This is a genomic window from Ahrensia sp. R2A130 (genome assembly GCF_000179775.1).
Taxonomy (GTDB): domain Bacteria; phylum Pseudomonadota; class Alphaproteobacteria; order Rhizobiales; family Rhizobiaceae; genus Pseudahrensia.
This window is the reverse complement of sequence record NZ_AEEB01000004.1, coordinates 20,974-46,020: the sequence shown is the minus strand read 5'-3', so window position 1 is coordinate 46,020 and position 25,047 is coordinate 20,974. Positions and strand designations below refer to the sequence as shown.

The following is a 25,047-nucleotide window of genomic DNA, read 5'->3' as shown; positions in this document are numbered from 1 at the left end:
TCAGGCTGTCGGCTTCGGTGCCACCTTGTCCCACGCTGCGCGCAGCCGCGCAACGAGTGCAGCAGCATCGTTTGCCGCGTAAGGCACCCGCTCGCCATGCCCCCAAACCGGCCCGGGCCAACCGGGGTCGCCGACGCTGCGCCCGACCACATGCCAGTGCATCTGCGTGACCATGTTGGAAAGCGTCGCCACATTGGTGCTGTCGGCGAGGCCGAGATTTTTCACGATAGCGGACAGGCGCGACAGGGTGATGGCGAGGTCGATCGCGAGCGCATCATCCAGCCCATCCATATCCGTCAGTCCGGCAACTTCCGGCACCACAATAATCCACGGCCAGCGGTCATCGTCCATCAGCCGGATGGAGAACGAACCGTGGTTGGCGATGAGGTGCGTATCGGCGTCGAGACGTGGGTCGAGGGTGAAGCTGGTCATGTGTCTGATTAGTCACCCCACTCCTCGCTGTCATCCCCGCGCAGGCGGGGACCCACTCATCCACGAGACGTGGCGGTGGAGGGGTTTGGGATGGTGAATGCAGGGCAAGATCGTTTTTTGCCTTTCTCGCCACGTTTCGTTGCGAAGTGGTTCCCCGCCTGCGCGGGGATGACATTGGTGTGATGGATTTCGGACAAGCAAAAACATCGACCCGTCTTCCGACGTCCGAGCGATCAGCAGGCGGCGAAGAGCCGCCCGGCGCTAGTTGCGCCGCACTCGTGTAGCGAAGGCCCAGCGGGCCGACAGCGTGAGCGCAAAGATGAGCCAGCGGGACGAAGAAGTCTGCCGTTAGCCTGTAGTTTCACGGCATTATGGAGCAAACTCACCATTAATGGTTAGTGACTAACCTAATGTGGTTAGGTATGTTGGGGCATGACAGATGAACCAACATACGAACGCCCGAACACCGTTTCGGGCCTTGTCGAAAAACACGCGCAGCTTTCCCGCCTTCGTCGCCAATATGAAGCCGAGATCAAAAAGCTGACGGTCGATATAGACCACTTACACGCGGCCATCCGCCTGTTCGATCCAGATGCGAACACCTACGATATAAAGGCGTTTGTCAGTAAGCACCGCGCTCAAATGGGTAGCGTGAAGCGGTTCGTTCTCGATACCATGCGTGAGGCTGACGGCCCGCTCACATGCCGCCAGATCACGGTAAAATGGGCCGAAGATCGCGGATTGGTCGCAAGCGAGGCAACCTACGTGACGCTCCGAAAGCGCGTCAGCGGCTGCATTAGAGCGTCTGTCGCTCAAGGTCTGATTGAAGGCGTTGGTTGGACCACGACGCATGACAAGCATGGACCGTATAAGCTGTGGCAATTAAAAAGGGGCGACCAGTGAGGCCGCCCCTACGTATGCGTTTATGCCTTCGGGAAGTCGTCAGGCAGATAGGCGCGCGGTGCAACGTCAGGGAACAAGCGCCCCTTCATCACGTCAGCAATACGCCCTTGATTGATCACCAGATATGCGGCGATTACGGAGTAGTTGTATTTTAAAGCTCGCGCCAATTTGATTAGCGCGGCCATTTCGGCAGTTACCTTGCGGTCATGCATGTGCATTTACCTCTTGCACTGTACGACCGAAGAACGGCTTGACCTTCTATTCGGCATGAATCATGGTCCGCCTGTTGCGACGTGGTCCGTTCATCGGCCTTCGTTTTCATCGCAGGATTATTCCTGAGATGGGTTGAGGTCGGGTGCTAATCCGACCCCTGCCGCCTAACTGGCGACTGACGGAACAATCAGGTGTTCGAGACCTCATTGAACCGCGCCTTCGATATGGGCTCCAATATATTACTCCTAAAGACCCAGCAGATGATTCCCATCTGCTGGGTCTTTTTGCGTGCGGTTGAGTGGAGCCGCAACCCCTGCCGCTCATTTTTCGCCACTATCTTTCAGAATTTCTCTAAAATTATAAGGGTATCCACTCTGATCCTGTTGATTGTATGGGTTTTGAAGGTAAGATAAACACTCAAACTGTTAGAGAATTATTTGCCGGAGAAAGCAATTATGTCCAGAACGAACAGCCCGCGCTATCCAAGCTTATCCCTACCGGCAGCAATTGATAGGGTGCGTCAAGTCTTTGATGCGGATAGACAAAATCCAGTGGACCGCGAAACAATCGCATCGCATATTGGTTATCGCAGCGTAAGCGGCGCGTCGGACAAGGCAATTGCCTCTCTGGTCCACTACGATCTCTTAGAGCGACAGGGGAAAGGAACGATGCGCGTTTCCGATCTGGCGGTGGATATTCTTCATCCGGAGCCTGGAGCCGATACCGCAGCGGCGGTACAGCGGGCAGCATTCGCGCCATCTCTTTATATGGACTTATTCGAGCGGTTTGAGGTTACTCCCTCGGAGGGAGCGTTAAAGTCTTATCTCAAGCGTTCCGGTTTCTTGGAGAGCGCTATAAACGCCGTAACGTCCGCCTATCTTGAGACGTGCGAGTATCTGAAGCAATCCGGAGCAACCGATTTAAGTGTTCCTTCGGATGTTACCGGCGCAGAATCCGAGCCTCAGACAACGAACGAACAGGTTATGGCTACGATGCACGCCTCAAAAGTTATCAACACACCCCCACCATCGCACGCTCACAACGCACAGGCAGACATCTTAAATTTAACAGGTGGCGGTTACGCGTCGCTCGTACTCCCTGATGAACTTAGCGCAAATGAGTTTTCTGACCTTAAAGATTGGCTAAAGCTCATGGCTAAGCGCGCCAAGCGCAGGATCAAGCCCGTTGAAAGCTCCGCTGTAGAGCAAGCCGCAGATAAAAACAGAACAGACAACTCAGGCTATCTGGACGATCCTGGCTATCTTGGTGATGGAGAGGGTTAGCCAGCCCTGCGCTGCCAATATCCAGCCCACTGACGGGACTGAGGGGCAACCGCTACAGCAGCCATAGCCATGGCGAACTGAGTGCCGTTCGCCTGACGGTTGTTATCTTCGCGCCATGCCATTTCGGCTGCGTATGCGTGAAGGTAGCGACCGGCGACGTGGTGGTGAGTACCAACCTCAGCGCGACGAAGGCGGCTAAAGAAGCTCTCAGCCTGGTTCGTGCAAGCGCCGTCTTTTGAATATGCCTCTTGGTGATTGATGCGCTTTATTGGGAAGTGAGCCGCCAGGCGATCCCAATGGGAAGCTTCGTCTGCATGGACGGTTGAACCATGTTCGACGTTGGCAACAACAAGAGCAACGCCGTGTGCTTCTGTAGGAGTGACGAAGGTGCGAGTGCGGCCCTTGGTTTCGCGGATGGCAACAACGACCTGACGCTTACCGGACTGGTGGATTTTCTTGCGACGGTCCTTGCGGTCTTTCTTTTCGTTAGCGGGCTTCACGTAGCCGCCGAAGTAGGCACCATCAACCTCTACGTTGCCGGACAATGCGCCGCCTTCACGAGCAAGCTCTATGGCTTCCCGCACCTTGTGCAGCAACACAAAGGCGGTTTTGTAATCGACGCTCAGATCGCGGGAAAGCTGCAATGCGCTATAACCCTTGGCACCATTTATAAAGATCGCAATCGCTCCGAGAATGTCGCGCACGGCCAATTTACGGCTGGCAAAGATTGTGCCGCTGGTGATGCTGTATTGTTTGGAGCAACCTTTGCACTTGAACACCTGACGTGTTGCCAGATCGTATGCATCGCAGCAGCCGCACTTAGGGCAAACCGGCTCACCGTCCGTCTCAGGCCAACGGATTTTCTGGAAAGCAGCACGGGCCGCTTCGTCAGACATGCGAAGAACCTTCACGAGGGAAAGCGTCTTAGCTGCGGGAGAGAGAGAAGGAAGTGTTGAGTCATAATCATACCTAACCATATTTGGTGAGTATGTTATTGCAGTAGACGAATGGCACGTCAAGCGTTATCGTAACCAAAATAGGTTAGATGGAGAATTGCCTTGGAAGCCGCTATCGACAACCGCCCGCCGGTGCCGACGCCACGTAAAAATGCACCAGTAAATGCTGAGTATGAAGCAAAGGGCCGTGATCTTATTCGCACAGCTATGAAGCACCAAGGCGTCACCGTGGCCGAGCTTCATTCACGGCTGACAGATCGTGGCATAGAGATCAGTGAAGGCGGCATGGCCAACAAAATCAGCCGTGGCGGATTTTCGTCCGCATTCTTGCTACAATGCCTCGACGCCCTCGACATAGATGTATCAGCGGTGCCCAAGGACTAATCAAACTATCGGCGGTCCATCATAGTCGTCTGGCACTTTCACCGCGGGCCATCTTAAAGCGACCTCTTCGCAAGTCGCTTCCATGTTCGCAATCCGGCGCGCAATCTGTGACGGGCAGGTCGTGACTGTTCCCCGAAAAACATCGTATGCAAGGCATAACTTAGCAACGGCTTTTCCATGTCCCCCCAAATGTTCGGTAGCATAGATTAGTGATAGTGCAGCAGCCGTTCGAGCTCGCTCGTCTCTCGCTGAAGCGGAGGCCTCGCTTTTGTTGAACAAGACGGTCAAAGCTCCTACTGCCGGGTTCCCTTTAAATTGACCACGAACTTGGCAGCCAAGCGTCAAGCTGATTGTTACGCCTTGAATATCAAGTTTTGGACGAGAAGCAGGGAGTGGCACGAGATCGAGTTTCCCTAACCCTGTTTTTTGATAGGCAGCGTGAACGCGCTCCAGTGCTTCCGCGCTTCTTGATGCGTCTCCCTGCTTCTTCGGTGAAATTGACAGGTCTTGCGAGCGAGCCTCCAGCGCTTGAATTTTTGTGGAAAAATTAGGCGAAGTACGATTAGAATCCGTCAAGAAACTCAAGAGCGCTTCGCGTGCGTCCTTATACTGCGTCACGATCCCCCCAGTTGGGAACTTTCCAGCTGCTATAATTGATCGTCTGCGTTGAGGCGTCGCGTGAATCAACTCAGCTAATTGGTTCGCTGAAAGGCGAGGGTCTGGGTTGTAAGAATATTTAGGCTTGGAGGCTGACATGGACGACATTTATCTCGAAGCTATTATTGGAGATCGCACTATATGCGTATCACCGCTCGCGCGTAAGTCTTATGCGGCAGCGGGCGGCAAAGGCCTGGGGGGAGACTACGGCTATTTCGTCTATGAGTACCATAACGCTAGCCCCAATTTTGGTATTGAAATCATTGCTAAGGCGGCATCTCTAGGTGCCGCCGAAAGGCTATTTGATTTAATTGTTGGAAACCGCCGCACAAGCTGGAATGGCAACCTAACCATTAATGGTGAGTTTGCTCCATAATGCCGTAGTCTCAGGCGAAAAGGCATGACACCTTCGCCCCGCTCAATCCTGCTGCGGATGTGTCTCAACACCATTCCCGTCACCTCCCCGAACATGAGAACCCGAAAGTCCCCATCGGCCTTGCCCTCGGCCCGCCATTGCTGACGTTCGACGTCCGGTCCCGAAGCTGTTGTGGCAGCTCTGCCGGTGCGACATAGAGCTCCGCCCGCTTGCGACCGTTAAGCGCGCGCGACGGAAGGATCGCTTCCACGCAACGATCAGGACGGTCCGGACCGTCGGCTCATGCGCTAAAGAACAGGCAGTATGGGGGGAGATGCAGAGTGCGGGGAGAGATTTTTCTCAAAACGCTTGCGGAATCGGTCCCCGCCCATGATATGCTGTAGTCGGAAGGCTGGTTTGTGGACGATCCACTCGCCAACCGGGTCAGATCGGGAACGAAGCAGCCCCAACGAGATTCCGGATCGGGTCACGCTAAGCCAGTCTTCCACCTAACAGCGCGAATGCGCTGTTCGGATTCTTTGTTGGCGCGGGTCTATCCACCTCAATCGGCTGTGCCGATTTCGGCGACACGCGTCTGGTCCTGCTGAAAGGTTGGTGCGCGGATGATGGTTGGAAAGACTTCCGCGACTGAGAAAATAGCCGAGCTGTTTTGCGCGACACGGGTTCGGGAGTTCTCGAAGATCATATGAGCGAAGAATCCGACACCGCTGAAGAAAATGGACCGGGTTTTGACCTCGGCGTTCAAGAAGCTGACAAGACGTCCGAATATCGCGTGCTGGCGCGCAAATATCGTCCGTCTTCCTTTGCCGATCTCATCGGGCAGGAGCCGATGGTGCGGACGCTGCGTAATGCGTTTTCCACCGGTCGCATTGCACAAGCCTACATGCTCACCGGCGTTCGTGGTGTTGGCAAGACGACTACGGCCCGTATTCTGGCCCGCGCGCTGAACTATGAAAGCGACACGCAAAAGCAGCCGACGCTCGACCTTTCGACGCCCGGTATCCACTGCGCCGACATCATGGAAGGCAACCATGTCGATGTTATCGAGATGGATGCGGCCTCCCACACCGGCATCGGCGACATTCGCGAGATCATCGCCGCCGTGCGCTATAAGCCGGTCTCTGCGCGCTACAAAGTTTACATCATCGATGAAGTTCACATGCTGTCGACGGCGGCATTCAACGGGTTGTTGAAGACGCTGGAAGAGCCGCCGGAACATGTGAAGTTCATCTTTGCGACGACCGAAATCCGCAAGGTTCCGATCACCATCCTGTCGCGCTGCCAGCGCTTTGATCTGCGCCGTATCGAGGCGGGCGAGATGGTCGATCATCTCGGCAAGATCGCCAAGCTGGAAAGCATCGCTGTTGAAGACGAAGCGTTGGCCATGATCGCGCGCGCGTCGGAAGGCTCCGTTCGCGATGCGCTGTCGGTGCTCGACCAAGCTATCGCCCATGCGTCTGCTGAAAGCGATGCTACCGTTCGCGCCGAAGGCGTGCGCGACATGCTGGGGTTGGCGGACCGCGCCCGCGTGATCGACCTGTTCGAGTTCTGCATGAAGGGCGATATCGCCGCCGCTTTGGCCGAGATGAAAGCCCAGCACGATGTGGGCGCAGACCCCGCCACCGTGCTGACGGACCTTGCCGATTTCGTCCACTTCGTTACCCGCGTACGCTACGTCGACACCGCGCTGGACGACCCGTCCTTGAGCCAGCAGCAAAAGACACGCGGCAAAGATTTTGCAGAGCGTCTGACGCCCCGCATTCTGGGCCGCGCGTGGCAAATGCTGCTTAAGGGAATTGCCGAAGTGCAATCTGCCCCGCGCCCGCTGGCCGCTGCTGATATGGTGCTGGTGCGTCTCACCCACGCCGCCGATCTGCCGACGCCCGATGAAGCGCTGCGGCAGTTGGCCGATGGTGGTTCTGCGCCTTCCGGCGGGGCAGGCGGCGGTGCTGCACCGTCCGGTGGTGGCGGCGGAGCCATGGCGATTGCTGCCGGTAGCGGTCGTAACGCACCTACCGCCGGCCCGACTGTGAGTGCTGCTCCTCGCCCGCAACTGGTTGTTGAAAATGAAACTGTAGCAGAAGCCGAACCCGTTAAGCGTCCGGCCCCGCAGCTTGTTCCGCAGGCTGATCCGGAACCTGTAGCGCCACCCGTTGCTGCACCCGCTTACGACAATGTCGAAAGCCTGAAGGACATGCTCGATCTGGCTGAGGCGAAGCGCGACATCCGCTTCAAGATGCAGCTTCGCAACAACTTTTCCGAAGTCTCATTTGCGCCCGGCCACATCGTTTTTCGCCCCACCGGCAACGCGCCGAAAGACCTCGCTCGTACCATCACCGACCGGTTGCTGGACTGGACCGGCACCCGCTGGACTGTGGAAACCACCCACGAAGGCGGCAGCGAAACGATTTCCGATCAGGAGAGCGCCGAGCACGATCGCACCATGGCCGACGCCGAGGCGCACCCTGTGGTTGCCGCCGTGCTGAAAGCCTTCCCGCGTTCGAAAATCACGCAGGTTCGTTTTCCCAAACTGGAGGCGGAAAAGGCTGCAACCATATTGCCGGACGAGCCGTTCAAACCCGAAGCCATCACCGTCGATGAACGTCTCGACAACCCTGACGACGAGATGGACGACGACGCAGGCCCCGCGCTGGATCACGATGATCCGGGCGCTGGTGGCCTCGACGATTATTTCAATTCCTGAAGGAGAGTGTGGCGATGAAAGACATCATGGGAATGATGGGCAAAGTGAAGGAAATGCAGGAGAAGATGGAGACCATGCAGGCCGAGTTGGCCGACGCGGAAACCGTCGGACAGGCAGCTGCTGGCCTCGTTACCGTAACGCTGAACGGTAAGGGCGCCATGCGCGGTCTCCACATCGACCCGTCGCTGTTCAAAGAAGACGGTGTCGAAATTCTCGAAGACCTCATCCTCGCCGCCCACAATCAGGCCAAGGCGGCGTCCGAAGACATGGCGCGCGAGAAGACGGCGGAATTGACTGCTGGATTGCCAATCCCTCCCGGAATGAAACTGCCGTTCTAAAGACCGGCTGTTTGGCTTGCGCTCACGCTATCGCCTTGCGGGAGTTGCTGCGCGGGCACGGCGTATTTTTACCGACCGCTGCTTTGCTTGCGGTGCCAGTCGCGTTTCAATTCCGCAGGGGTCACGACCAAGCTTGTTGGTACGGCATGAAGAAACGACAAGGTACAAGCGTTTGGACCCGGATCACGCGCCATCAGACAACCTCACCTTCGGTGAGATCGATATACTTCATCTTCTGCCGACGCATTTCTGCGGCCAACTCGTCGGACACGCACATTTTTCGCTTAAGCCAGCTATCGGCCCAGATGTGTCGACCTTCGATCTTCTCGGACTTCCACGTCAGCTTTGGCGAGATTTTTGGGGTACTGTACATGCCCGGCTCGTAGGGTGGGACCGAGCTCTTCACGACACTTATGTCAGATTGTTCTACCACCAAACCATCTTCCACCAGGTCTGTTAGACGGAAGAGCCAGAACCGGTCCTTCGCCACCTCGCCACCATGCAGCGCAAGTTCCAGCGGCACATAAACATGTCTGTTAGGCTCCAAGCAACGGAAGAGATCACGCGCACGCTCATTCACGACCAGCGTACCAAAAGTCGGCAAGTTCATGAAGTCAGGCAGCGTTTTATGCTTAGTTCCCTGCCAATAGCGAAGAGGCCATTCGCTTTCGTCTGGCACGAAGTCAGGCTCCCAAAGATCTTTTGGCGTGATAGGATTCCTGTCCTCGTCGAAATAGACGCCGAATTCCGGTTGTCGGTTGTTGATGTCTTCCCACTGAAACAAAAACGGCATGGTCAGCGCTCCTCAGCTTTAGAAACAGCCGCAGGACACCGGCCGTGGCGCGGGGCGAAGAAATGCGGAAACGAAAGCCACTCCCAGTCCGGATCACGCGCCATCAGACAACCCCGCCTTGTGTCAGGTCGATATACTTCATCTTCAGGCGCCGCATCTCCGCGGCCAATTCGTCGGAGATGCACATGTCTCGCTTCAGCCAGCTATCAGCCCAGATGTGACGCCCCTCGATCTTCTCGGACTTCCATGTCAGCCGGGGCGAGATTTTATAGGTGCCATATATGCCCGGCTTGTAAGGTGGGACCGAGCTCTTCACGATATTTATATCGGACTGTTCGACCACTATCCCGTCCTCCACCAAGTCCGTCAGGCGGAAGAGCCAGAACTGATCCTTCGCGACCTCACCCGTGGGCAGCTCGAATTCCAGCGGCACGTAAACATGCCGGACCGGCTCGAAACTGCGGAAGAGATCGCGGGCACGCTCGTTCACAACCAGCGTGCTGGATGATGGTAGAGTCATGAAGTCGGGCAATGTCTTGTGTTTCGAGACCTGCCGGTAACGAATAGGCCATTCGCTCTCGTCCGGCACGAAATCGGGTTGCCAAAGCTCTCTAGGTTCGATCGGATTCCTGTCCTCATCGAAATAGACGCCGAATTCCGGCTGTCGATTGTTGATGTGCTCCCACTGAAACAAAAATGGCATTGTCAACGCTCCCTGGTCTTTGAAACAGCCGCCGAACACCGGTTGAGGCGCGGAGCGAAAATCAATTTGTTAATCGCTCGTCCCATCCACCTGCACAAGTCGTGTCAGCCCAAACGCCTTCTTCCACCGCCGCCCCGTCGGATTGTCAGGGTAAGACCGTGACGACCGCGTGAGGGGCAATGTCACACAGATATTGTCTTCCGACGCCCCCTCCTGTGTGCCGCCTAGATTTTGCAAAATGTGCAGCATCGCGCCATTATCCGGGCTCACCAGCGCGGTAAAGCGGTCTATCCCGACGAAAGCCGCCTGTTTGGCAAGGCTTCCTAACAGCAGCATTCCTATACCAAGCCCGTGAAACTCGTCCGCCGTGGTTATCGCAAATTCTGCTTCGTCCGGCTGTTCTAAATTCCGCACATAGCGTGCCACACCCACAGGTGACGGCGCGCTGTCGACATTCTTGATTTCTGCCCCCAGCGCCATGCGATGGTAGCCGTCATTTGTCACGATATCGTCCAATTCCGCGTCGGACAGAAACTGGTGAGCGGAAAGGTAGCGCAGCCTGCGGCTGCGGTCTGAAAGCTGGGCGTAGCCCGCTTCGATAACCGAGCGGTCACGTGGCAGAACTTCCCGCACATTCACGATCAACTCGCTCGGCGTAGCCGTCTGATAGGGAACCACGCGCCAAACGGGTGTGGTGTCTTTCGATGGCAGTGCATCGTCCATGTTGGCTCCGTTTTGCAAATGTTATGGTCCCCACTGACCGTATACCGCATCAACGTTGTGGCGGGCTGCCCGTTGCACACGCCTTTCGCCGCATCCCGTAAAGTTGAAAGCGCCTGCGCCTTTACCTGTCTTATTCGGGGTGGCGTTAGGCGCTGCAGTTACCATATGAACATGCACCAAGTTTACGAAAGATGCCCGCCTCATGTCGATTGAACCCCTCCGCGTTGCCGTCCAGATGGACCATATTTCCACCGTGCAGATTACAGGCGATTCGACCTTCGCCATCATGCTGGAAGCGCAGGCGAGGGGGCATGAACTGTTCCATTACGAAGTGGGCAACCTTGCCATGCGCGACGGCGTGGTTTCCGCCCCCTGCGAACCTGTTCAGGTGCGTGATGAAGAAGGCAACCACTTCACGCTGGGCGAGGCGAAGCGCGAAGATTTGGCGTCCATGGACGTCATCCACATGCGTCAAGACCCGCCCTTTCACATGGGCTACATCACCGCGACCCACCTGTTGGAGCGCATTCATGGCGAAGGGCCGGGCAAGACGCTGGTGGTCAACAACCCCGCCGAAGTGCGCAACGCGCCGGAGAAAATCTTCGTCACGGAATTTCCCGACCTGATGCCGGAGACCCTGATCTCTCGCGCTCCGGACGACATCCGCGCCTTCTACAAGGAATTCGGCGATATCATCGTCAAACCGCTCTACGGCAATGGCGGTGCAGGCGTTTTTCGCGTGCAGCCCGGCGACCAGAACTTGTCATCGCTCATCGAGATGTTCCACGAAATGACGCCCGAACCGATGATCGCCCAGCGCTACATGAGCGAGGTGCGCGCCGGCGACAAACGTATCATTTTGGTGGACGGCGAAGCGGTGGGGGCGATCAACCGCATTCCCGGTGAAGACGAAGCCCGCTCCAACATGCATGTGGGTGGACGCGCCGAAGCTATTGGCATGACCGAGCGCGAACACGAAATCTGCGCCCGTATCGGGCCGGAGTTGAAGCGCCGCGGCTTCATCTTCGTCGGCATAGACGTGATCGGCGACTACATGACAGAGATCAACGTGACATCCCCCACCGGCATCCGCGAGGTGAAGAAGTTCGGCGGTGCCGATATTGCAGCGCTCTTGTGGGATGCAATCGAGGCGAAGAAGGTGTGACACCCGAACGCCTCATCATCCGTGCCCATGAGCCTGCTGATATTGCTGTGGCTGAGGCGTTTCACTGGGCAGAATTTGCCGAAGGTCTGGTTCCGCCTGCCGATATCGGCCAGTCCGGCGGGCATGAAGATCATCGCGAATATCTGCTGATCGCGGAAATCGACAGTCGAATCGTTGGCCACGCGATGTTGCGCGACAGGCCGATGCGACCTTGGACCAGCGGTGACTCCATGGTCGTTGTTGAACCATACCGGCGGTCCGGCGTGGCTCGTGCCTTGCTTTTTCAAGCCATCGCGAGCTGCCACCGTCCGCTCATGCGCATTTTCGTGCGCCCGTCCAATAGATCGGCCAACCGCCTCTACGACGATATCGGTTTCCGCAAGGTCGGCACCCGGACCGGCCACTACCCCGACGGTGAAGATGCTACGATCATGATGACACGAACGTTCTGGCGGTGAGGCCTAACCCCATCCCGCCACGTGCTTTAGGATACCGTAGCTGTAGAGCACGGAAAATGTGATGTTGATCCACTTCAACTGCTTCTCGGTGTGCAGCCAGGCGCAGTAAATCCAGATGAGGCAGAAGGGCAGACCGAGATAGAGCGGCCACGGGTGCCAGTTTTGAACGATGGCAATGGTGCTGGCGAGGCCGAGGCCAAGCGCAATCCATTTGAGCGTCTGTTCGTGACGCGCGAAACGGTTGATATTCATTGTTGGTTCGAAGGTCAGCCTACGTTTTAGATGCGGGCGACGCGAAAACCCGCGTGGGCGCCCATCCGGCTGACTGTCAATGAGTATCTGAATTTCGGTTGCCGGACAATCGCAGACATCATCGATTGCACCTGAAAAATATGACAAAACCGCCGCAGAACGGCAGGGTTCGCCAACAAGGATTTTGTGCAAAGCCGGGGAAGGGGAGGGTAGATGAGCGTGCGTGCGATCCTGTTCTCACCCCTGCGGGGCACCCTCCGCGTTTGGATATTTCATCCCTTCGCAGGCTTTTTGTGCGGCCTTTCGGTGTTCTTGTTTTTCAACATGCTGTGCATCTGGGTGTGGCTCGCAGCGGTGCGGCTGATGGGTATGGGTTCGGTAGAAGCGATGTTCATCACATTGCCGGTGATGCTGTTTCTGGTGGCTAATATCTATCTGTTGGGGCTTGTCGTTTTCGAGGCGCTGATCGGTTTTTTCTTCGGTTCGATGGGACTTTTAGACTCCCGACCCGCGATGGCCCTCGCCAGCCGGATAGCGATGATTTCGTCCCCTCAATAGAAAATGATGAGGTCGCGTGACGGCTTGAAAATGTTCTATATTTGTTCTTGCGCTCTGTCCGGCGTCCCGTTAGCCTGAAAGGCGAGAGGGTAGAACGAGCGGGCTGGTTGGCGTGGGGAAGCGCGGACGGTCTGCCGAAGCGAGGCAAGTATCATGGTCGCCCACTGCGCAACTGTCGCCTTTCAAGGCATCACCGCCGTGCCTGTCGATGTGCAGGTGATGATCGGCCCCGGCAAACACGCCATGCATATTGTCGGCCTCGCCGATAAGGCGGTGGCGGAAAGTCGCGAGCGTATCGGCGCGGCGCTTCATGCGTCGGGCCTCGCCATGCCGCATAAGAAAATCACCGTGAACCTCGCGCCCGCCGACTTGCCCAAAGAAGGCAGTCATTACGATCTGCCCATCGCGCTGGCGCTGATGGCCGCTATGGGCGCGATGCCAGCTGACGCGCTGGACGGTTTTATTGCCATGGGTGAACTTGCGCTTGATGGCACCATTGCGCCCGTCGCTGGTGCTTTGCCCGCCGCAATGGGCGCAAACGCCCTGGGAAAGGGTCTCATCTGCCCCCATGTCAGTGGCTCGGAAGCCGCATGGGCGGACCCGGAGATGGATGTGCTTGCCCCGCGCTCTCTCATCGCAATGGCCAACCACTTCAAAGGCACGCAGCACCTGTCGCGACCGACGGCGGGTATGCGCGACGGGCAATTGGCCCACGGGGATATGGCCGATATTCGCGGACAGGAAACCGCCAAGCGCGCGCTGGAAGTGGCCGCTGCCGGTTCCCACAATCTCGTTTTCGTCGGCCCACCCGGGTCCGGCAAATCCATGCTGGCCTCGCGCCTGCCGTCTATTCTCCCACCACTCCAGCCGCGTGAACTGCTGGAAGTGTCGATGATTGCGTCCATTGCCGGTGAGTTGGCAGACGGCAAATTGTCGTCTGCCCGCCCCTTCCGCGAACCCCACCATTCTGCCTCCATGGCCGCGATGGTCGGCGGTGGTTTGAAGGCCAAGCCGGGCGAGGTGTCATTGGCTCATAATGGCGTGCTGTTCCTCGATGAATTTCCCGAGTTCACACCGCAAGTTTTGGACTCGCTGCGCCAACCGCTGGAAACTGGCGAGATCGTCATCGCCCGCGCCAACCATCGCGTGTCCTATCCGTCACGCTTTCAGTTGATCGCCGCGATGAACCCCTGTCGTTGCGGCATGGCAGGCGAACCGGGCCACACGTGCCGTCGTGGCGACCGCTGCGCTGCCGATTATCAAGCCCGCATTTCAGGCCCATTGATGGACCGCATCGACCTGCGCGTCGAAGTGCCCGCCGTCTCCGCAGCCGATCTGATGACGCCTGCTGCAGGCGGTGAAACCTCGGCCACCATCGCTGCTCGCGTCGCAACGGCCCGCGCCGTTCAGGCCGAGCGATATGCGGGCCTCGGCCTGCATATCACCACCAATGCGCTGGCCCCCAACACGGTAATCGAAGAAGTGGCGAGGCCCGATGCGGCTGGCCAGCAATTGTTGCGCGATGCCGCAGATGCCATGAAGTTCTCCGCCCGCGGCTACCACCGCATTCTCAAAACTGCGCGCACACTGGCCGACCTAGAAGGCAAAGACACGGTAGGTCGCATTCATTTGGCCGAGGCGATCTCTTATCGTATGGCCGGACGAAGACTAACTTCGGCATAGCGTTAAGGTTTGGCCGCCGTATCACGGCAACTGCGCATTGCATCACGAAAATTGAACAATCTGAATCCATTCCGGTAATGTGCTGGCAACACATCTGTGGTGTCATTTTGGAATGAACCAATCGATGCCATCCACACCTCAGGCGGCACCATACCCCGCAACAAATGATCGGCAGGATCTCGATCCCGGCCACCTTTTGCGCGAGCGCAGACGGCTGCTGGGCGAACAGCCCCCATCGTGGGTGAAACAGGGTGTGGCGCGTAGGTTGGCTACTGCATTGCGTCAGTCCTCTCGTGTCTGGATGGCCGCAGCGGCAATTCTGGCAGCGTTTCTCGGTTTCTTCGGCCTGCTGCAATTGGGCATGTCGCTTTGGCAGGCCGCAACGGCGGCCACGGTTGCCGTCATTTTGGTGCAGCAGGGCATCATCCACACCATGGGTGAAGCCAACGCCGCGCTGGCTGACCGTCTTGAAGGTCTTGAAGATCGCAGCTGGGAAATTCGCGAAAGCGAAGAGTTGCACCGCTCCGTAGCCGAAGCCTTTGGCGACGTTCTCATCCAGCGCAACCGCGATGGTGATGTGCGCCATGCCAACGAAACGTATTCGAGCCTCTTCGACCAGCAACGCTTTGCTCTGCCGGAGTCCGATATCGATGCGGGCACACGCGACATTATGGTGGAGACGACACAGGGTCAGCGCTGGTTCGCTTGGCGCGATCTGCCAGCCCGCGACCTTCAATCCGGCATGATGGGTATTCGCTCCATTGCCCGCGATATCACAGCCCGCAAAAACCATGAGCATGAACTCGCTGCAGCTGCCGCCGCTGCCCAAGCTGCCAGCGAGGCGAAATCGCGTTTTCTCGCCACCATCAGCCACGAAGTTCGCACCCCGCTTAACGGCGTCATGGGTGTAGCCCAGCTTCTGGCCCGCACCCCGCTGGATGCAACCCAGCGCGACCACCTGTCGATTTTGAAAACAAGCGGCGATACGCTTCTCGCTCTCATTGAAGACCTGCTCGACACCGCCCGGATGGAGCAGGGCGACCTGTCGATCCAGACGGAGCCGGTGAAGCTCGAACAGCTTTTGGAAGGCGTGGCCGCGATGATGGCCTCTCGTGCTGCCGCCAAAAGCCTGCCCATTTCCACTTATATCGACCCCACTTTACCCGCCAGCATTCTGGCAGATGGGGGGCGGTTGCGTCAGGTGCTGGTGAACTTGCTGGGCAATGCGCTCAAGTTCACCGATCAAGGCAGCGTTTCGCTGTGCGCCCACCGCCACAGCATCGATGAGCTGTGTCTGGTCGTTTCCGACACCGGCCCGGGCATTGCAGACAAAGACCGCGACCGCATCTTCCAGCCCTTCGTGCAAACCGATGACGGCTCCACCCGCGCCCACAACGGGGCCGGTCTCGGGCTTGCAATTTCCCGCCATATAGTCGTGCGCATGGGCGGAGACATTTCGGTTTCGACCGGTAAAGATAGTGGCTCTGTCTTCACCGTGACGCTGCCATTGGTCAATGCTGACAAGCGCAAAATCGAAATTGCCGCGCCGCCTCTCGCTCCATCACTTTCGCCAAAAACAATCGCGCTCGAAGTCGACGATGGTCCAGCGGGTTTGGCATTTGAAGCTATGCTCTGCGCGCTAGGCTACACGGTTGATGCATCTGCAGATCTGCTTATAACCGACCGCAATGATGGCAAGAAAGATGATGCCACGATCCATATCGGGCATTTCGGCCATGGCGACGAAATTCCCCATTATGGCCGTTGGCTCACATGGCCCGTGCGCCGTGAGACGCTGTCGCGCGTGCTGGAAGAAACAACGTCTCCGCAGGTCGATGAGGAACAGCAGTTGGCTTCGACACCGAAAATGAACCGGAAGCTGTCAATTCTTTTGGCGGAAGATGAAGCCGTAAACGCCATGATCGCCCGTTCGCTTCTGGAAGGCTGCGGCCATACCATTACGGTGGTGGAGAACGGCGAACAGGCTGTGGCAGAAGCGGTAACTGGGCAGTTCGATATCGTTTTTCTAGACCGACACATGCCGGTGATGGACGGTTTTGATGCCCTTGATACCATCCACGAATTCGACCCTGCCCAACCGGTGGTCATCCTGTCCGCCGATGGTCAGCAGGAAAGCCGCGATGATGCTGCGGCCCGCGGTGCCATGGGCTATCTCATCAAACCCTTCGATCTGGAAGCGACAGACCAGCTTTTGGCACGGGTGTTGAACCCGGCATGCCAAAGCGCCTGAACTGGTAGGTCGAACCTGCAACTGAGCCACACGTCATCGAATTGACATGACCCCGTGCTGCAAGGCACCCCAACGGCGCAGCGCAAGCTTGGTCAGAGCATCATGACGGTACAGCAACTCGAACTTTACAACGGCAGCAGTACGCCGTCGCGTGTCACCGCTGATGCGGGCAGGGTTCTTGGTGAGCTCGGCCCGCTCATCACGCGTTTGGCGAGCACGCAGGACGAGATCGAACTGGCCCAACGGCTGCGTTATGATGTTTTTGTCGGCGAAATGGGCGCGGTACCTTCATCGGAAAACCGCCACAGCCGGCTGGATCGCGATCCCTACGATGCCGTTTGCGACCATCTTCTTGTGATCGACCGTGACGCGGGCGACCGGATTGTCGGCACTTACCGCTTGTTGCCGGGCCGTAAACGTGGATCGCAGGGTTTTTATACGGCGACCGAATTCTCTCTTGATAAACTTCTATTGGCAAATACGAGCCAGAACTGGCTAGAACTCGGCCGCTCCTGCATCCACCGCGACTACCGTTCCAAGCGCACGATGGAATTGCTGTGGCAGGGAACATGGGCCTACGCGGTGGGCGAAGGCACCGACATTATGTTCGGTTGTGCGTCGTTTCCCGGAACCGATGTAAGCGACCACGCCGCGCCCTTCGCGTGGCTGGCGGCCAACGCGGCTCTGGCCGATAATGAGGCTTGTGCCGGTGTTTCAGCCGACACTGTTGCGATGGCCAATCCGGATATCACCGTGGACCCGCGCCGCGCACTAGCCGCTATGCCGCCTCTGCTGAAGGGCTATCTGCGCCTCGGTGCGAAGGTTGCCAGTCACGCCGTAATCGACCGCCAGTTCGGTACAACTGATGTGCTGGTGGTGCTGAAAGTTGCCGACATAAACCCGCGCTACATCGCCCATTACGGGGCAGACGCCACCCGTTTTGCAGCCGCCGAGTAGGCCAAACCCAACGCACTATCCCCGCTCATTTTGCGCGCTTGCGTTTCAACTGCGCGGGCCTTGATCTAGACCATTCGTGTCGTCATCCAAGGTTACGCCCACGCGCCCATGTCCGCCGCCTCCGCAACTCCCACCGCACCCGCGCCTCCCCCTACACCGATGATGGCGCAATATATCGAGATCAAGGCGGCCAACCCGGACTCGCTGTTGTTCTACCGCATGGGCGATTTCTACGAGCTGTTCTTTTCCGACGCTGAAATAGCAGCCCGCGCGCTGGGCATCGCGCTCACCAAACGTGGCAAACATCTGGGCGAAGACATTCCCATGTGTGGCGTGCCCGTGCATAGCGCCGACGACTATTTGCAAAAATTGATTGCGCTGGGCCATCGTGTTGCCGTGTGCGAGCAGTTGGAAAATCCTGCCGAGGCGAAGAAGCGCGGCGCAAAATCTGTCGTGAAGCGCGACGTTGTGCGCCTCGTCACCCCCGGCACGATCACCGAAGACGTGCTGCTGGAACCGGGCGCCTCCCACTGGCTTGCCGCGCTATCGCGTGTGCGCGGTGGCGAGACTGGCGATGAATGGGGGCTGGCTGCAGTCGATCTCTCCACCGGCGAATTTCTGGTGGGCGCCAGCGAAACGGGGCGTTTATCGGCAGATCTTGCCCGCCTTGCCCCCAAGGAACTCATCCTGCCTGAAGGTCTGCCCGCAGACGAGATGGTGGAGCATGCGCTGGAAGGCCAAAGTTTTGCCGTGCAGCCGCAACCGGCTGTGATGTTTGAAAGCCAGCGGGCGGCTGAAACACTTCAGGATTTCTTCCTCGTCGCCACGCTGGACGGGTTCGGCACCTTCACCCGCGCGGAACTTTCCGCAGCCTCTGCGGTCATCGCCTATCTCGACAAAACGCAGATCGGCGAACGCCCTGCCTTGCGCCGCCCCGCGCCCATGGGCGGCGGCACGACCCTGTTCATCGACGCCGCCACCCGCGCCAATCTCGAACTTACGCAGACCCTGTCCGGCAAACGTGATGGCTCACTGCTGCACTCGGTGGACCGCACTGTTACGGCCGGTGGCTCGCGCCTTTTGGGCGCACGACTTGCAGGCCCATCCACCGATGTAACGCTGCTCGACCGTCGCCTCGACGATGTTGCGGTGCTGGTGAAAGCAGATTTCCTCACCGCAGAATTACGCGATCTGATGAAGGGCACGCCGGACCTGCCCCGCGCCATCTCCCGCCTAGCACTCAACCGTGGCGGGCCGACTGATCTTGGTGCGGTGGCTGCATCGTTGGAACGCGCCACGCAGCTTTGTGAAAAATTGCAGGCGAACGACATGGCACTTTCCGCCAACCTGTCGGACCACCTTGCTGCACTGCGCGCTGCCCCCGGTGCGGTGTCTGCGGAACTTGCCGCTTCGCTTTCCGACGAATTGCCACGTCTGCCTCGTGATGGTGGCTACATCCGCACGGGCCGCGATGAGGAGTTGGACCGCCAACGGCAACTGTCGCGCGAAAGCCGTCAGGTGATCGCGCAGTTGCAGGGGCAATATGCTGAGGCCACCGGCGTGAAGGGCTTGAAAATCCGGCACAACAATGTGCTGGGCTATTTCATCGAGGTGACAGCGATCAACGCAGCACCACTGCAGGACGACAAGGAACGCTTCATCCACCGCCAGTCCATGGCCAACGCTATGCGCTTCACCACAACGGAATTGGCCGAATTGGAATCGGCCATCGCCAATGCGGCAGGGCAGGCGCTCACCATCGAACTTTCCCACTTCGACCGCCTGCGCGATCTGGTGCTGGCCCATACTGAAGAGTTGCGCGCCGTGGCCGACGCCATCGCCGCGATAGATGTCGCCGCCGCAAACGCGCATCTGGCCGCATCGCAAGGCTATGTCCGCCCCACATTGGACGATTCTGTCGCCTTCGACATCACCGCTGGTCGTCATCCTGTGGTGGAACAAGCGCTTCGCGCGCAAGCCGCCAATCCTTTCGTAGCGAACGATTGCCGCATCGGTGGGGAGGCGGACAGCGGCTCGATCTGGCTGCTCACCGGCCCGAACATGGGCGGTAAATCCACCTTCCTTCGTCAAAACGCGCTGATCGCAATTCTGGCTCAGATGGGCGCATTCGTACCTGCGGGCGCGGCGCATATCGGCGTTATAGATCGCCTGTTTTCCCGCGTCGGCGCAGCGGACGATCTGGCACGGGGGCGTTCTACGTTCATGGTGGAGATGGTGGAAACCGCAGCGATCCTCAATCAGGCAGGCCCGCGTTCACTGGTGATCTTGGACGAGATCGGGCGCGGCACGGCGACCTTCGACGGCTTGTCGATCGCATGGGCGGCCATCGAAAATCTGCACGAAACCAACCGCTGCCGCACGCTTTTCGCCACCCACTATCACGAACTCACCGCGCTTTCGGTGAAGCTCGACCGCCTCTCCAACGTCACCATGAAGGTGAAGGAATGGAACGGCGATGTCGTGTTCCTGCACGAGGTGGGGCAGGGCAGCGCGGACCGCTCTTACGGTATCCAGGTGGCTGGTCTGGCAGGTTTGCCGGACGCTGTGATTGCTCGCGCAAAACAGGTGTTGGAGCGTCTCGAAGCTGGACCGTCATCCGGGGAGGGCGGGTCTGGCGCTGCAACGTTGATCGACGAGCTTCCGCTCTTTTCGGCCCGTCCCGCACCTGCACCGATCAATCGGTCCAGCGATGTGGAAGCGAAATTGTCCGACATGCGGCTGGATGAAATGACACCGCGCGAGGCGCAGGAAGCGCTTTATGCGCTGAAAGATCTGCTGCCGTCTAAGTAGCGTCATGCTCCCCGCGTGCAGATGCCCGTCCATTCGCCCGGCTCGCCGGTCAACACGAATTGCGCCAGTTCCGATGCGACGACCGGCGCGCGCAAATAACCCGCACCCGCATGGCTGAGGCTCCAGAACAGCCCGCGCATTTGCTGCGACCGCCCCAGATTCAAATTGCCATCGCCGACCTTCGTGCGAAGACCAGCGCGCACGGCGATGCGCGGTAACTTTCGCACTTGCGGGAGGATCGGTTCGGCATTTGCGTAGAGCCTCTCGATGACATCATCATCGGGCTCCAGCGACGCTTCCCCCGGCTCATAGGTGGTGCCGACGATGAGGTGAGATCGTCCGTCCGCATCGGTGCGCGGGCAAATGTTGCCGCGATGGTGTTTCACCAAATGCTGTATCGGCTGCGCCAGCCCGTCCATTCCGAGGATGAGATTGACCCCGCGCACAGGCCGACTTTCAGGAATATCATCGGGCAGGCCGGTGATCGAAGCGGTGCCCATGCCGTTGGCGAGGATCACCCGCTCGGCAGAGATTGCCTGTCCTGATGTCGTGGTGATGATAATGCCGTCACCATCCTCCGACAGCGCTTTGACCGCACAATTTTCGCGCACCTCATGCCCGCCATCGCGAAGCTGCACGGCCAGCGCGCGGCACACGTCAACGCCCGTCACCCACCGCACTTGCGGCAGGAAGGCCGCATCCACGATGTCGGCGGCCAGCGCAGGTTCCATCGCGAGCGCTTGCGCCACGTTGAGCCGCTCCAGCGGCCAGTCCTGCGCGGCGCGTTTCTCCATGTCTTTTTCAAAGGCGGCATAGTTTGCAGCTGTGGTGACTTTCAATTCGCCTTCTTTGCGGAAGCCGACAGTCAGCCCCGTGCGCTCTTCCAACGCTCCAGCGTAATTTTCCCACCGCGAAAGCGCTTCCCATTCCAACCGCCGCATATGGGTTTGGCCAAGCCGTGGTTCGAGATAGGATGTTGCTACGCCGCTTGCGCCACCTGCGATGCGGCCTGCTTCCAGCACGGTCACATCGGCCCCTGCATCTGCCAACGCTGCCGCGACCGATAGACCTGCAATGCCGCCACCCACCACGACGATCATGGTTTTGATCCCACGATCATATGGCGCTTGCGCCCAAAACCGGGGCAGCGTTCGACGCTGAACCCGGCGTTTTCCAGATTGCGCCGCACCCAGCCCGCAGCAGTGTAACTGGCAAATGTTCCGCCCTGCACGGTACGTTCGAAGACGCTTTTCATCAGCTCAGGTGACCACATGGCCTCGTTCTTGGCGGGTGAAAAACCGTCGAGAAACCATGCGTCACAAGAAGCGAATTGCGGTACGGCATCTGCGGCCATCGCATGGTGAACGTGCAACGTGGTTTGGTTGTCAAGCGCCCTCGGCGTGTCGAAGCCTCCGTCCCAAAGCGCCTCTGCGTCTTTGGTAAGATCCGGCCAGCGAGCCAATGCCGTTAGGGCATCGGCAGCGTCGAGAGGAAAAGCCTCGACCGACTGAAACACCAACTGCTGTCCCGGCTGCCGCACGTCGCGCCACCATCGCCATGTCTGCAGCAGGTTCAGCCCCGTGCCGAAACCCAACTCGCCTATGGTGAATGTCTCCGCATCCGCCCAGCGTTCTGGCAGGCCATTGCCCGCCAGAAACACGAACTCACATTCCGCCCGCCCATCGGTTGCGGAGAAATACGGATCATCGAAGCGTCGGCTCACCGGCAATTTTCCGCCGGTGGCATCGTCCTGCCAGATCAGATCGGGAGAAGCATCGTTCATGGTGTTTGGTTGCACCGACAGTGACGCCAAATCAACGCCCCATTCTTCACCCAACCGTCGCATAGCATCGCGGGCGTAGCCTGCTATATTGAAGGCACTCTCGCACCTTCCGGATTCGCACAAAGCCATGAGCATGACCGAAACCGTCGATCAGATTTTCGACCGCCGAAACCTGCGCCGCAAAGTCACCTTCTGGCGCATCGCAGCCTTCGTCGCGCTGGTTGCTGCTCTCGTGGCCGCGCTTTGGGCCGGTGGCTTGTTCTCAGGGCAGGGCGCGAGCGGCGATCACATCGCCCGCGTTTCCATTTCCGGCGTCATTCAACAGGATCGGCCATTGCTCGAGATGCTGGAAAAGATCGAGAAGGACGACAGCGTCAAAGGCGTCGTGCTGACCATCAACTCTCCCGGCGGAACCACCGTTGGCGGCGAGGATATTTTCAACGCCGTTCGCAAAGTTGCTGAGAAAAAACCGGTTGCAGCCAGCGTTGGCACGTTGGCGGCGTCCGCTGGCTATATGATCGCCACCGGTTCCGACCACATTGTTGCACGGCGTTCGTCCATCGTCGGCTCCATCGGCGTCATCTTCCAATACCCGCAGGCCCACAAGCTGTTGGACAAAATCGGCGTCTCGCTGGAAGAGGTGAAATCCGCGCCCCTGAAGGCCGAACCATCACCATTTCATGTGCCGCCCCCCGGCGCGATTGCCGTGATCGAAGAGCTGATCGATGACAGCTACCAATGGTTCGTCGATCTCGTCACCGACCGCCGTCCGCTCAACCGGGCCGAAGTGCTCGCGCTGGCTGATGGCCGCATCATGTCGGGCGACCGTGGTGTGGAAACCAAATTGATCGACGCGATTGGCGATGAAGAGGCCGCTCGCAAGTGGATTACAGCCAAGGACGGCATCGCTGATGACTTGGAATTGGTGGACTGGAACCCCAAGCGCAAAGAAGATTCGCTGTTCTTTCGCTCCCAAGCCCGTGCTTGGGTCGCGCAGCAATTGGGGCTGCCTGCTGCTGCATTGCCGGATGAGGCATTGGATCGCATCATTCCGAAGCGACTGTTTCTTGACGGTCTGCTATCCCTTTGGCAGGGTTGAGAAAGACAGAGCCGATCACGGCGTAAGACGGGCAGGCCTGCCCGCAATTTTAATCTTCATTTCAGCGCATCTGCAGAAAGAACATCATGATCAAGTCTAGCCTCGTGCAGACCATTTCCGACAACAATCCGCATCTGTACCAGCGTGATGTGGAGAATATCGTCAACGCGATCCTCGATGAAATCACCGAGGCGCTCGCACGTGGTGACCGGGTCGAGCTGCGTGGCTTTGGCGCGTTCTCTGTAAAGAACCGCAACCCGCGCGTTGGTCGCAACCCGCGCACAGGTGAGCGCGTTGAGGTCGAAGAAAAATGGGTACCGTTCTTCAAGACCGGCAAGGATCTGCGGGACCGGCTGAACGCCGACTGAGTTCATCCATGCGCCAGCTTTTGTATGGCGAAATATGCGACGACAGGCGCGTGCACCGCTTGCATTGCTGGGCTTGCAATGGCCATATCGGCCACAACACGCCATTATGGCTGGATTCTGCTGCAAAATGTCGTTTGTGGTTTTGGGAACAGGTTAAATGAAGAAACTTCTACTGCTGCTGGTCGCCATTCCCGTTGGCATCGTCGTCGTTACGTTGGCCGTCGCCAATCGCGCTCCTGTTACGCTGGCCGTTCCACCGCAGCTTGATGACGGACCGCTTCTTTCCGGCACTGTTCCGCTATACGCCCTGATATTCGCGACGCTTTTTGCCGGTATGGTTCTGGGCTCTATCGCTACATGGTTCCAGCAGGGTCGCCACCGCAAAGCTGCGCGTACCAATAAGGTTGAAGCGACGAAAGCCAGCTTCGAGGTGGAACGTCAGAAGGAAAAAGTGGCTGAAGTTACCAAGCCGAATGACGATGAATCCCGCGCGCTTATGGCGCTGGGCTTGCCTGCGCCGTCCGCCCGCTAAGCGAAACTCGCACTAAGACGAAATGACGAAGTGGCCGAACGCGTAAAGCGCGGCGCAAAGCACCAAGCTCCAAATTGTTACGGTTACGATATTGCTTTCGTTGCTGTCTGAATTTGCCATTTTATTTCCTTCGAGAACTATATGCCGACACCATCAGCACCGCCAAGTGCTGCGGGGTCGCTGATCTCGCCGCTGACATGCTTTGAAAAATTATCGAAAAATTCCGCCGCCAGTTTTTTGGCTGCGCCGTCGATCAACCGCGAACCCAGTTGCGCAATCTTGCCGCCGACTTTCGCGTTCACCTGATAATCCAGCTGCGTGCCGCCTTCGACTTCTGTCAATTGCACGTCTGCCCCACCCTTGGCGAAGCCCGCGATGCCGCCCTTGCCTTCACCGGTGATGGTGTAGCTGTTGGGCGGGTCGAGATTTTCCAGCGTCACCTCGCCTTTGAACGTGGCCTTCACCGGGCCGACCTTTGCAACCACGGTGGCGGAAAGGTCTGTCGGCGAGCTCATTTCCAGCTCTTTGCAGCCGGGAATGCAGGCGCGCAAAACATCCGCATCGTTCAGGCCTGCCCATACTGTTTCTTTGGGGGCGGGGATGAATTGGCTGGCGTTCATTTCCATAGGGGCTGCCTTTCGGGCGCTGGCTCGTAAAAGAAAGCT

26 protein-coding genes, 1 other RNA gene and 1 pseudogene are annotated in these 25,047 nt (G+C 58.3%); 17 read left to right on the top strand and 11 right to left on the bottom strand.

Features of this window, described 5'->3' with window-relative positions:
* Entirely contained in the window at positions 1 to 432 is a 432-nt protein-coding gene (locus R2A130_RS05685; protein ID WP_009463969.1) for an HIT family protein, read from the bottom strand.
* Positions 433 to 864: 432 nt separating this feature from the next.
* Between R2A130_RS05685 and R2A130_RS05680 the strand changes: the two genes are divergently transcribed.
* Positions 865 to 1,335 (top strand): hypothetical protein, encoded by a 471-nt coding sequence (locus tag R2A130_RS05680; protein WP_009463967.1) that lies wholly within the window; start codon positions 865 to 867, stop codon positions 1,333 to 1,335.
* Positions 1,336 to 1,355: 20 nt separating this feature from the next.
* Here the strand turns inward: R2A130_RS05680 and R2A130_RS05675 are convergent, their stop codons facing one another.
* Complete coding sequence (locus R2A130_RS05675) at positions 1,356 to 1,547, bottom strand: hypothetical protein (RefSeq protein WP_040305179.1); 192 nt, start codon at positions 1,545 to 1,547, stop codon at positions 1,356 to 1,358.
* A 456-nt stretch (positions 1,548 to 2,003) separates the two neighbouring features.
* Here R2A130_RS05675 and R2A130_RS05665 point away from each other — a divergent pair, with 456 nt between their 5' ends.
* Positions 2,004 to 2,831, top strand: a complete 828-nt coding sequence (locus tag R2A130_RS05665; RefSeq protein ID WP_040305125.1) for a hypothetical protein — start codon at positions 2,004 to 2,006, stop codon at positions 2,829 to 2,831.
* On the opposite strand, the pseudogene R2A130_RS05660 reads toward R2A130_RS05665, so the two are convergent.
* Positions 2,828 to 3,792: pseudogene (locus R2A130_RS05660) on the bottom strand (IS1595 family transposase). The gene R2A130_RS05665 and the pseudogene R2A130_RS05660 overlap by 4 nt on opposite strands.
* A gap of 97 nt (positions 3,793 to 3,889) precedes the next feature.
* Here R2A130_RS05660 and R2A130_RS05655 point away from each other — a divergent pair.
* Positions 3,890 to 4,171: a DUF6471 domain-containing protein gene (locus R2A130_RS05655; protein WP_009463962.1), complete on the top strand. Its 282-nt coding sequence runs from the start codon at positions 3,890 to 3,892 to the stop codon at positions 4,169 to 4,171.
* Here the strand turns inward: R2A130_RS05655 and R2A130_RS05650 are convergent, their stop codons facing one another.
* The gene (locus R2A130_RS05650) at positions 4,172 to 4,756 is read right to left on the bottom strand and encodes a hypothetical protein (RefSeq protein WP_156798411.1); all 585 of its coding nucleotides are present in this window, start codon (positions 4,754 to 4,756) and stop codon (positions 4,172 to 4,174) included.
* Between the two features lie 169 nt (positions 4,757 to 4,925).
* Here R2A130_RS05650 and R2A130_RS05645 point away from each other — a divergent pair, with 169 nt between their 5' ends.
* From R2A130_RS05645 to R2A130_RS05635, 4 genes are all read left to right on the top strand, one after another.
* Complete coding sequence (locus R2A130_RS05645) at positions 4,926 to 5,204, top strand: hypothetical protein (RefSeq protein ID WP_009463960.1); 279 nt, start codon at positions 4,926 to 4,928, stop codon at positions 5,202 to 5,204.
* 388 nt (positions 5,205 to 5,592) lie between these two features.
* Positions 5,593 to 5,690: signal recognition particle sRNA small type (gene ffs, locus R2A130_RS17495), an RNA gene on the top strand.
* Between the two features lie 199 nt (positions 5,691 to 5,889).
* Positions 5,890 to 7,908, top strand: coding sequence for a DNA polymerase III subunit gamma/tau (locus tag R2A130_RS05640; RefSeq protein ID WP_009463958.1), 2,019 nt, complete (start codon positions 5,890 to 5,892; stop codon positions 7,906 to 7,908).
* Positions 7,909 to 7,922: 14 nt separating this feature from the next.
* Complete coding sequence (locus R2A130_RS05635) at positions 7,923 to 8,246, top strand: YbaB/EbfC family nucleoid-associated protein (RefSeq protein WP_009463957.1); 324 nt, start codon at positions 7,923 to 7,925, stop codon at positions 8,244 to 8,246.
* 193 nt (positions 8,247 to 8,439) lie between these two features.
* Here R2A130_RS05635 and R2A130_RS05630 read toward each other — a convergent pair whose 3' ends face one another.
* From R2A130_RS05630 to R2A130_RS05620, 3 genes are all read right to left on the bottom strand, one after another.
* Positions 8,440 to 9,039, bottom strand: coding sequence for an imm11 family protein (locus R2A130_RS05630; protein ID WP_009463956.1), 600 nt, complete (start codon positions 9,037 to 9,039; stop codon positions 8,440 to 8,442).
* A gap of 103 nt (positions 9,040 to 9,142) precedes the next feature.
* Complete coding sequence (locus tag R2A130_RS05625; RefSeq protein ID WP_009463955.1) at positions 9,143 to 9,742, bottom strand: imm11 family protein; 600 nt, start codon at positions 9,740 to 9,742, stop codon at positions 9,143 to 9,145.
* Positions 9,743 to 9,811: 69 nt separating this feature from the next.
* Positions 9,812 to 10,465 carry a hypothetical protein gene (locus R2A130_RS05620; RefSeq protein WP_009463954.1) on the bottom strand — a complete coding sequence of 218 codons (654 nt, stop codon included), beginning with the start codon at positions 10,463 to 10,465 and terminating at the stop codon, positions 9,812 to 9,814.
* A 202-nt stretch (positions 10,466 to 10,667) separates the two neighbouring features.
* Here R2A130_RS05620 and gshB point away from each other — a divergent pair, with 202 nt between their 5' ends.
* Both gshB and R2A130_RS17465 read left to right on the top strand, forming a co-directional pair.
* Positions 10,668 to 11,630, top strand: a complete 963-nt coding sequence (gene gshB / locus R2A130_RS05615; protein WP_009463953.1) for a glutathione synthase — start codon at positions 10,668 to 10,670, stop codon at positions 11,628 to 11,630.
* Positions 11,627 to 12,088, top strand: a complete 462-nt coding sequence (locus R2A130_RS17465; RefSeq protein ID WP_009463952.1) for a GNAT family N-acetyltransferase — start codon at positions 11,627 to 11,629, stop codon at positions 12,086 to 12,088. Before gshB ends, R2A130_RS17465 begins: the two co-directional genes overlap by 4 nt.
* A gap of 3 nt (positions 12,089 to 12,091) precedes the next feature.
* Here R2A130_RS17465 and R2A130_RS05605 read toward each other — a convergent pair whose 3' ends face one another.
* Positions 12,092 to 12,340: a hypothetical protein gene (locus R2A130_RS05605; RefSeq protein ID WP_009463951.1), complete on the bottom strand. Its 249-nt coding sequence runs from the start codon at positions 12,338 to 12,340 to the stop codon at positions 12,092 to 12,094.
* Positions 12,341 to 12,559: 219 nt separating this feature from the next.
* Here R2A130_RS05605 and R2A130_RS05600 point away from each other — a divergent pair, with 219 nt between their 5' ends.
* The 5 genes from R2A130_RS05600 (at position 12,560) to mutS (ending at position 20,600) form a co-directional block, all read left to right on the top strand.
* Positions 12,560 to 12,898, top strand: a complete 339-nt coding sequence (locus R2A130_RS05600; protein ID WP_156798410.1) for a hypothetical protein — start codon at positions 12,560 to 12,562, stop codon at positions 12,896 to 12,898.
* 153 nt (positions 12,899 to 13,051) lie between these two features.
* Positions 13,052 to 14,581: a YifB family Mg chelatase-like AAA ATPase gene (locus R2A130_RS05595; RefSeq protein WP_009463948.1), complete on the top strand. Its 1,530-nt coding sequence runs from the start codon at positions 13,052 to 13,054 to the stop codon at positions 14,579 to 14,581.
* A 124-nt stretch (positions 14,582 to 14,705) separates the two neighbouring features.
* Positions 14,706 to 16,832 (top strand): ATP-binding protein, encoded by a 2,127-nt coding sequence (locus R2A130_RS05590; protein WP_009463947.1) that lies wholly within the window; start codon positions 14,706 to 14,708, stop codon positions 16,830 to 16,832.
* A gap of 54 nt (positions 16,833 to 16,886) precedes the next feature.
* Positions 16,887 to 17,789, top strand: coding sequence for a GNAT family N-acetyltransferase (locus R2A130_RS05585; protein ID WP_009463946.1), 903 nt, complete (start codon positions 16,887 to 16,889; stop codon positions 17,787 to 17,789).
* Between the two features lie 108 nt (positions 17,790 to 17,897).
* On the top strand, positions 17,898 to 20,600 hold the full coding sequence (gene mutS, locus R2A130_RS05580; RefSeq protein ID WP_040305117.1) for a DNA mismatch repair protein MutS: 2,703 nt from the start codon (positions 17,898 to 17,900) through the stop codon (positions 20,598 to 20,600).
* A gap of 2 nt (positions 20,601 to 20,602) precedes the next feature.
* Here mutS and R2A130_RS05575 read toward each other — a convergent pair whose 3' ends face one another.
* Both R2A130_RS05575 and mnmD read right to left on the bottom strand, forming a co-directional pair.
* The gene (locus R2A130_RS05575) at positions 20,603 to 21,700 is read right to left on the bottom strand and encodes an FAD-binding oxidoreductase (protein WP_009463944.1); all 1,098 of its coding nucleotides are present in this window, start codon (positions 21,698 to 21,700) and stop codon (positions 20,603 to 20,605) included.
* On the bottom strand, positions 21,697 to 22,512 hold the full coding sequence (mnmD, locus tag R2A130_RS05570; RefSeq protein ID WP_247869251.1) for a tRNA (5-methylaminomethyl-2-thiouridine)(34)-methyltransferase MnmD: 816 nt from the start codon (positions 22,510 to 22,512) through the stop codon (positions 21,697 to 21,699). The genes R2A130_RS05575 and mnmD overlap by 4 nt, the downstream gene beginning before the upstream one ends.
* On the opposite strand from mnmD, the gene sppA reads away from it, so the two are divergent.
* The 3 genes from sppA to R2A130_RS05555 all read left to right on the top strand — a co-directional run bounded on the left by sppA (position 22,511) and on the right by R2A130_RS05555 (position 24,382).
* Positions 22,511 to 23,482, top strand: a complete 972-nt coding sequence (gene sppA, locus R2A130_RS05565) for a signal peptide peptidase SppA (protein ID WP_009463942.1) — start codon at positions 22,511 to 22,513, stop codon at positions 23,480 to 23,482. The two genes, mnmD and sppA, sit on opposite strands and share 2 nt — an antisense overlap.
* 68 nt (positions 23,483 to 23,550) lie before the next feature.
* Positions 23,551 to 23,850, top strand: a complete 300-nt coding sequence (ihfB, locus tag R2A130_RS05560; protein ID WP_256364871.1) for an integration host factor subunit beta — start codon at positions 23,551 to 23,553, stop codon at positions 23,848 to 23,850.
* 157 nt (positions 23,851 to 24,007) lie between these two features.
* On the top strand, positions 24,008 to 24,382 hold the full coding sequence (locus R2A130_RS05555; protein WP_009463939.1) for a lipopolysaccharide assembly protein LapA domain-containing protein: 375 nt from the start codon (positions 24,008 to 24,010) through the stop codon (positions 24,380 to 24,382).
* A 137-nt stretch (positions 24,383 to 24,519) separates the two neighbouring features.
* On the opposite strand, the gene R2A130_RS05550 is transcribed toward R2A130_RS05555, so the two are convergent.
* The gene (locus R2A130_RS05550) at positions 24,520 to 25,008 is read right to left on the bottom strand and encodes a carbon monoxide dehydrogenase subunit G (protein ID WP_009463938.1); all 489 of its coding nucleotides are present in this window, start codon (positions 25,006 to 25,008) and stop codon (positions 24,520 to 24,522) included.
* Positions 25,009 to 25,047 lie beyond the last annotated feature (39 nt).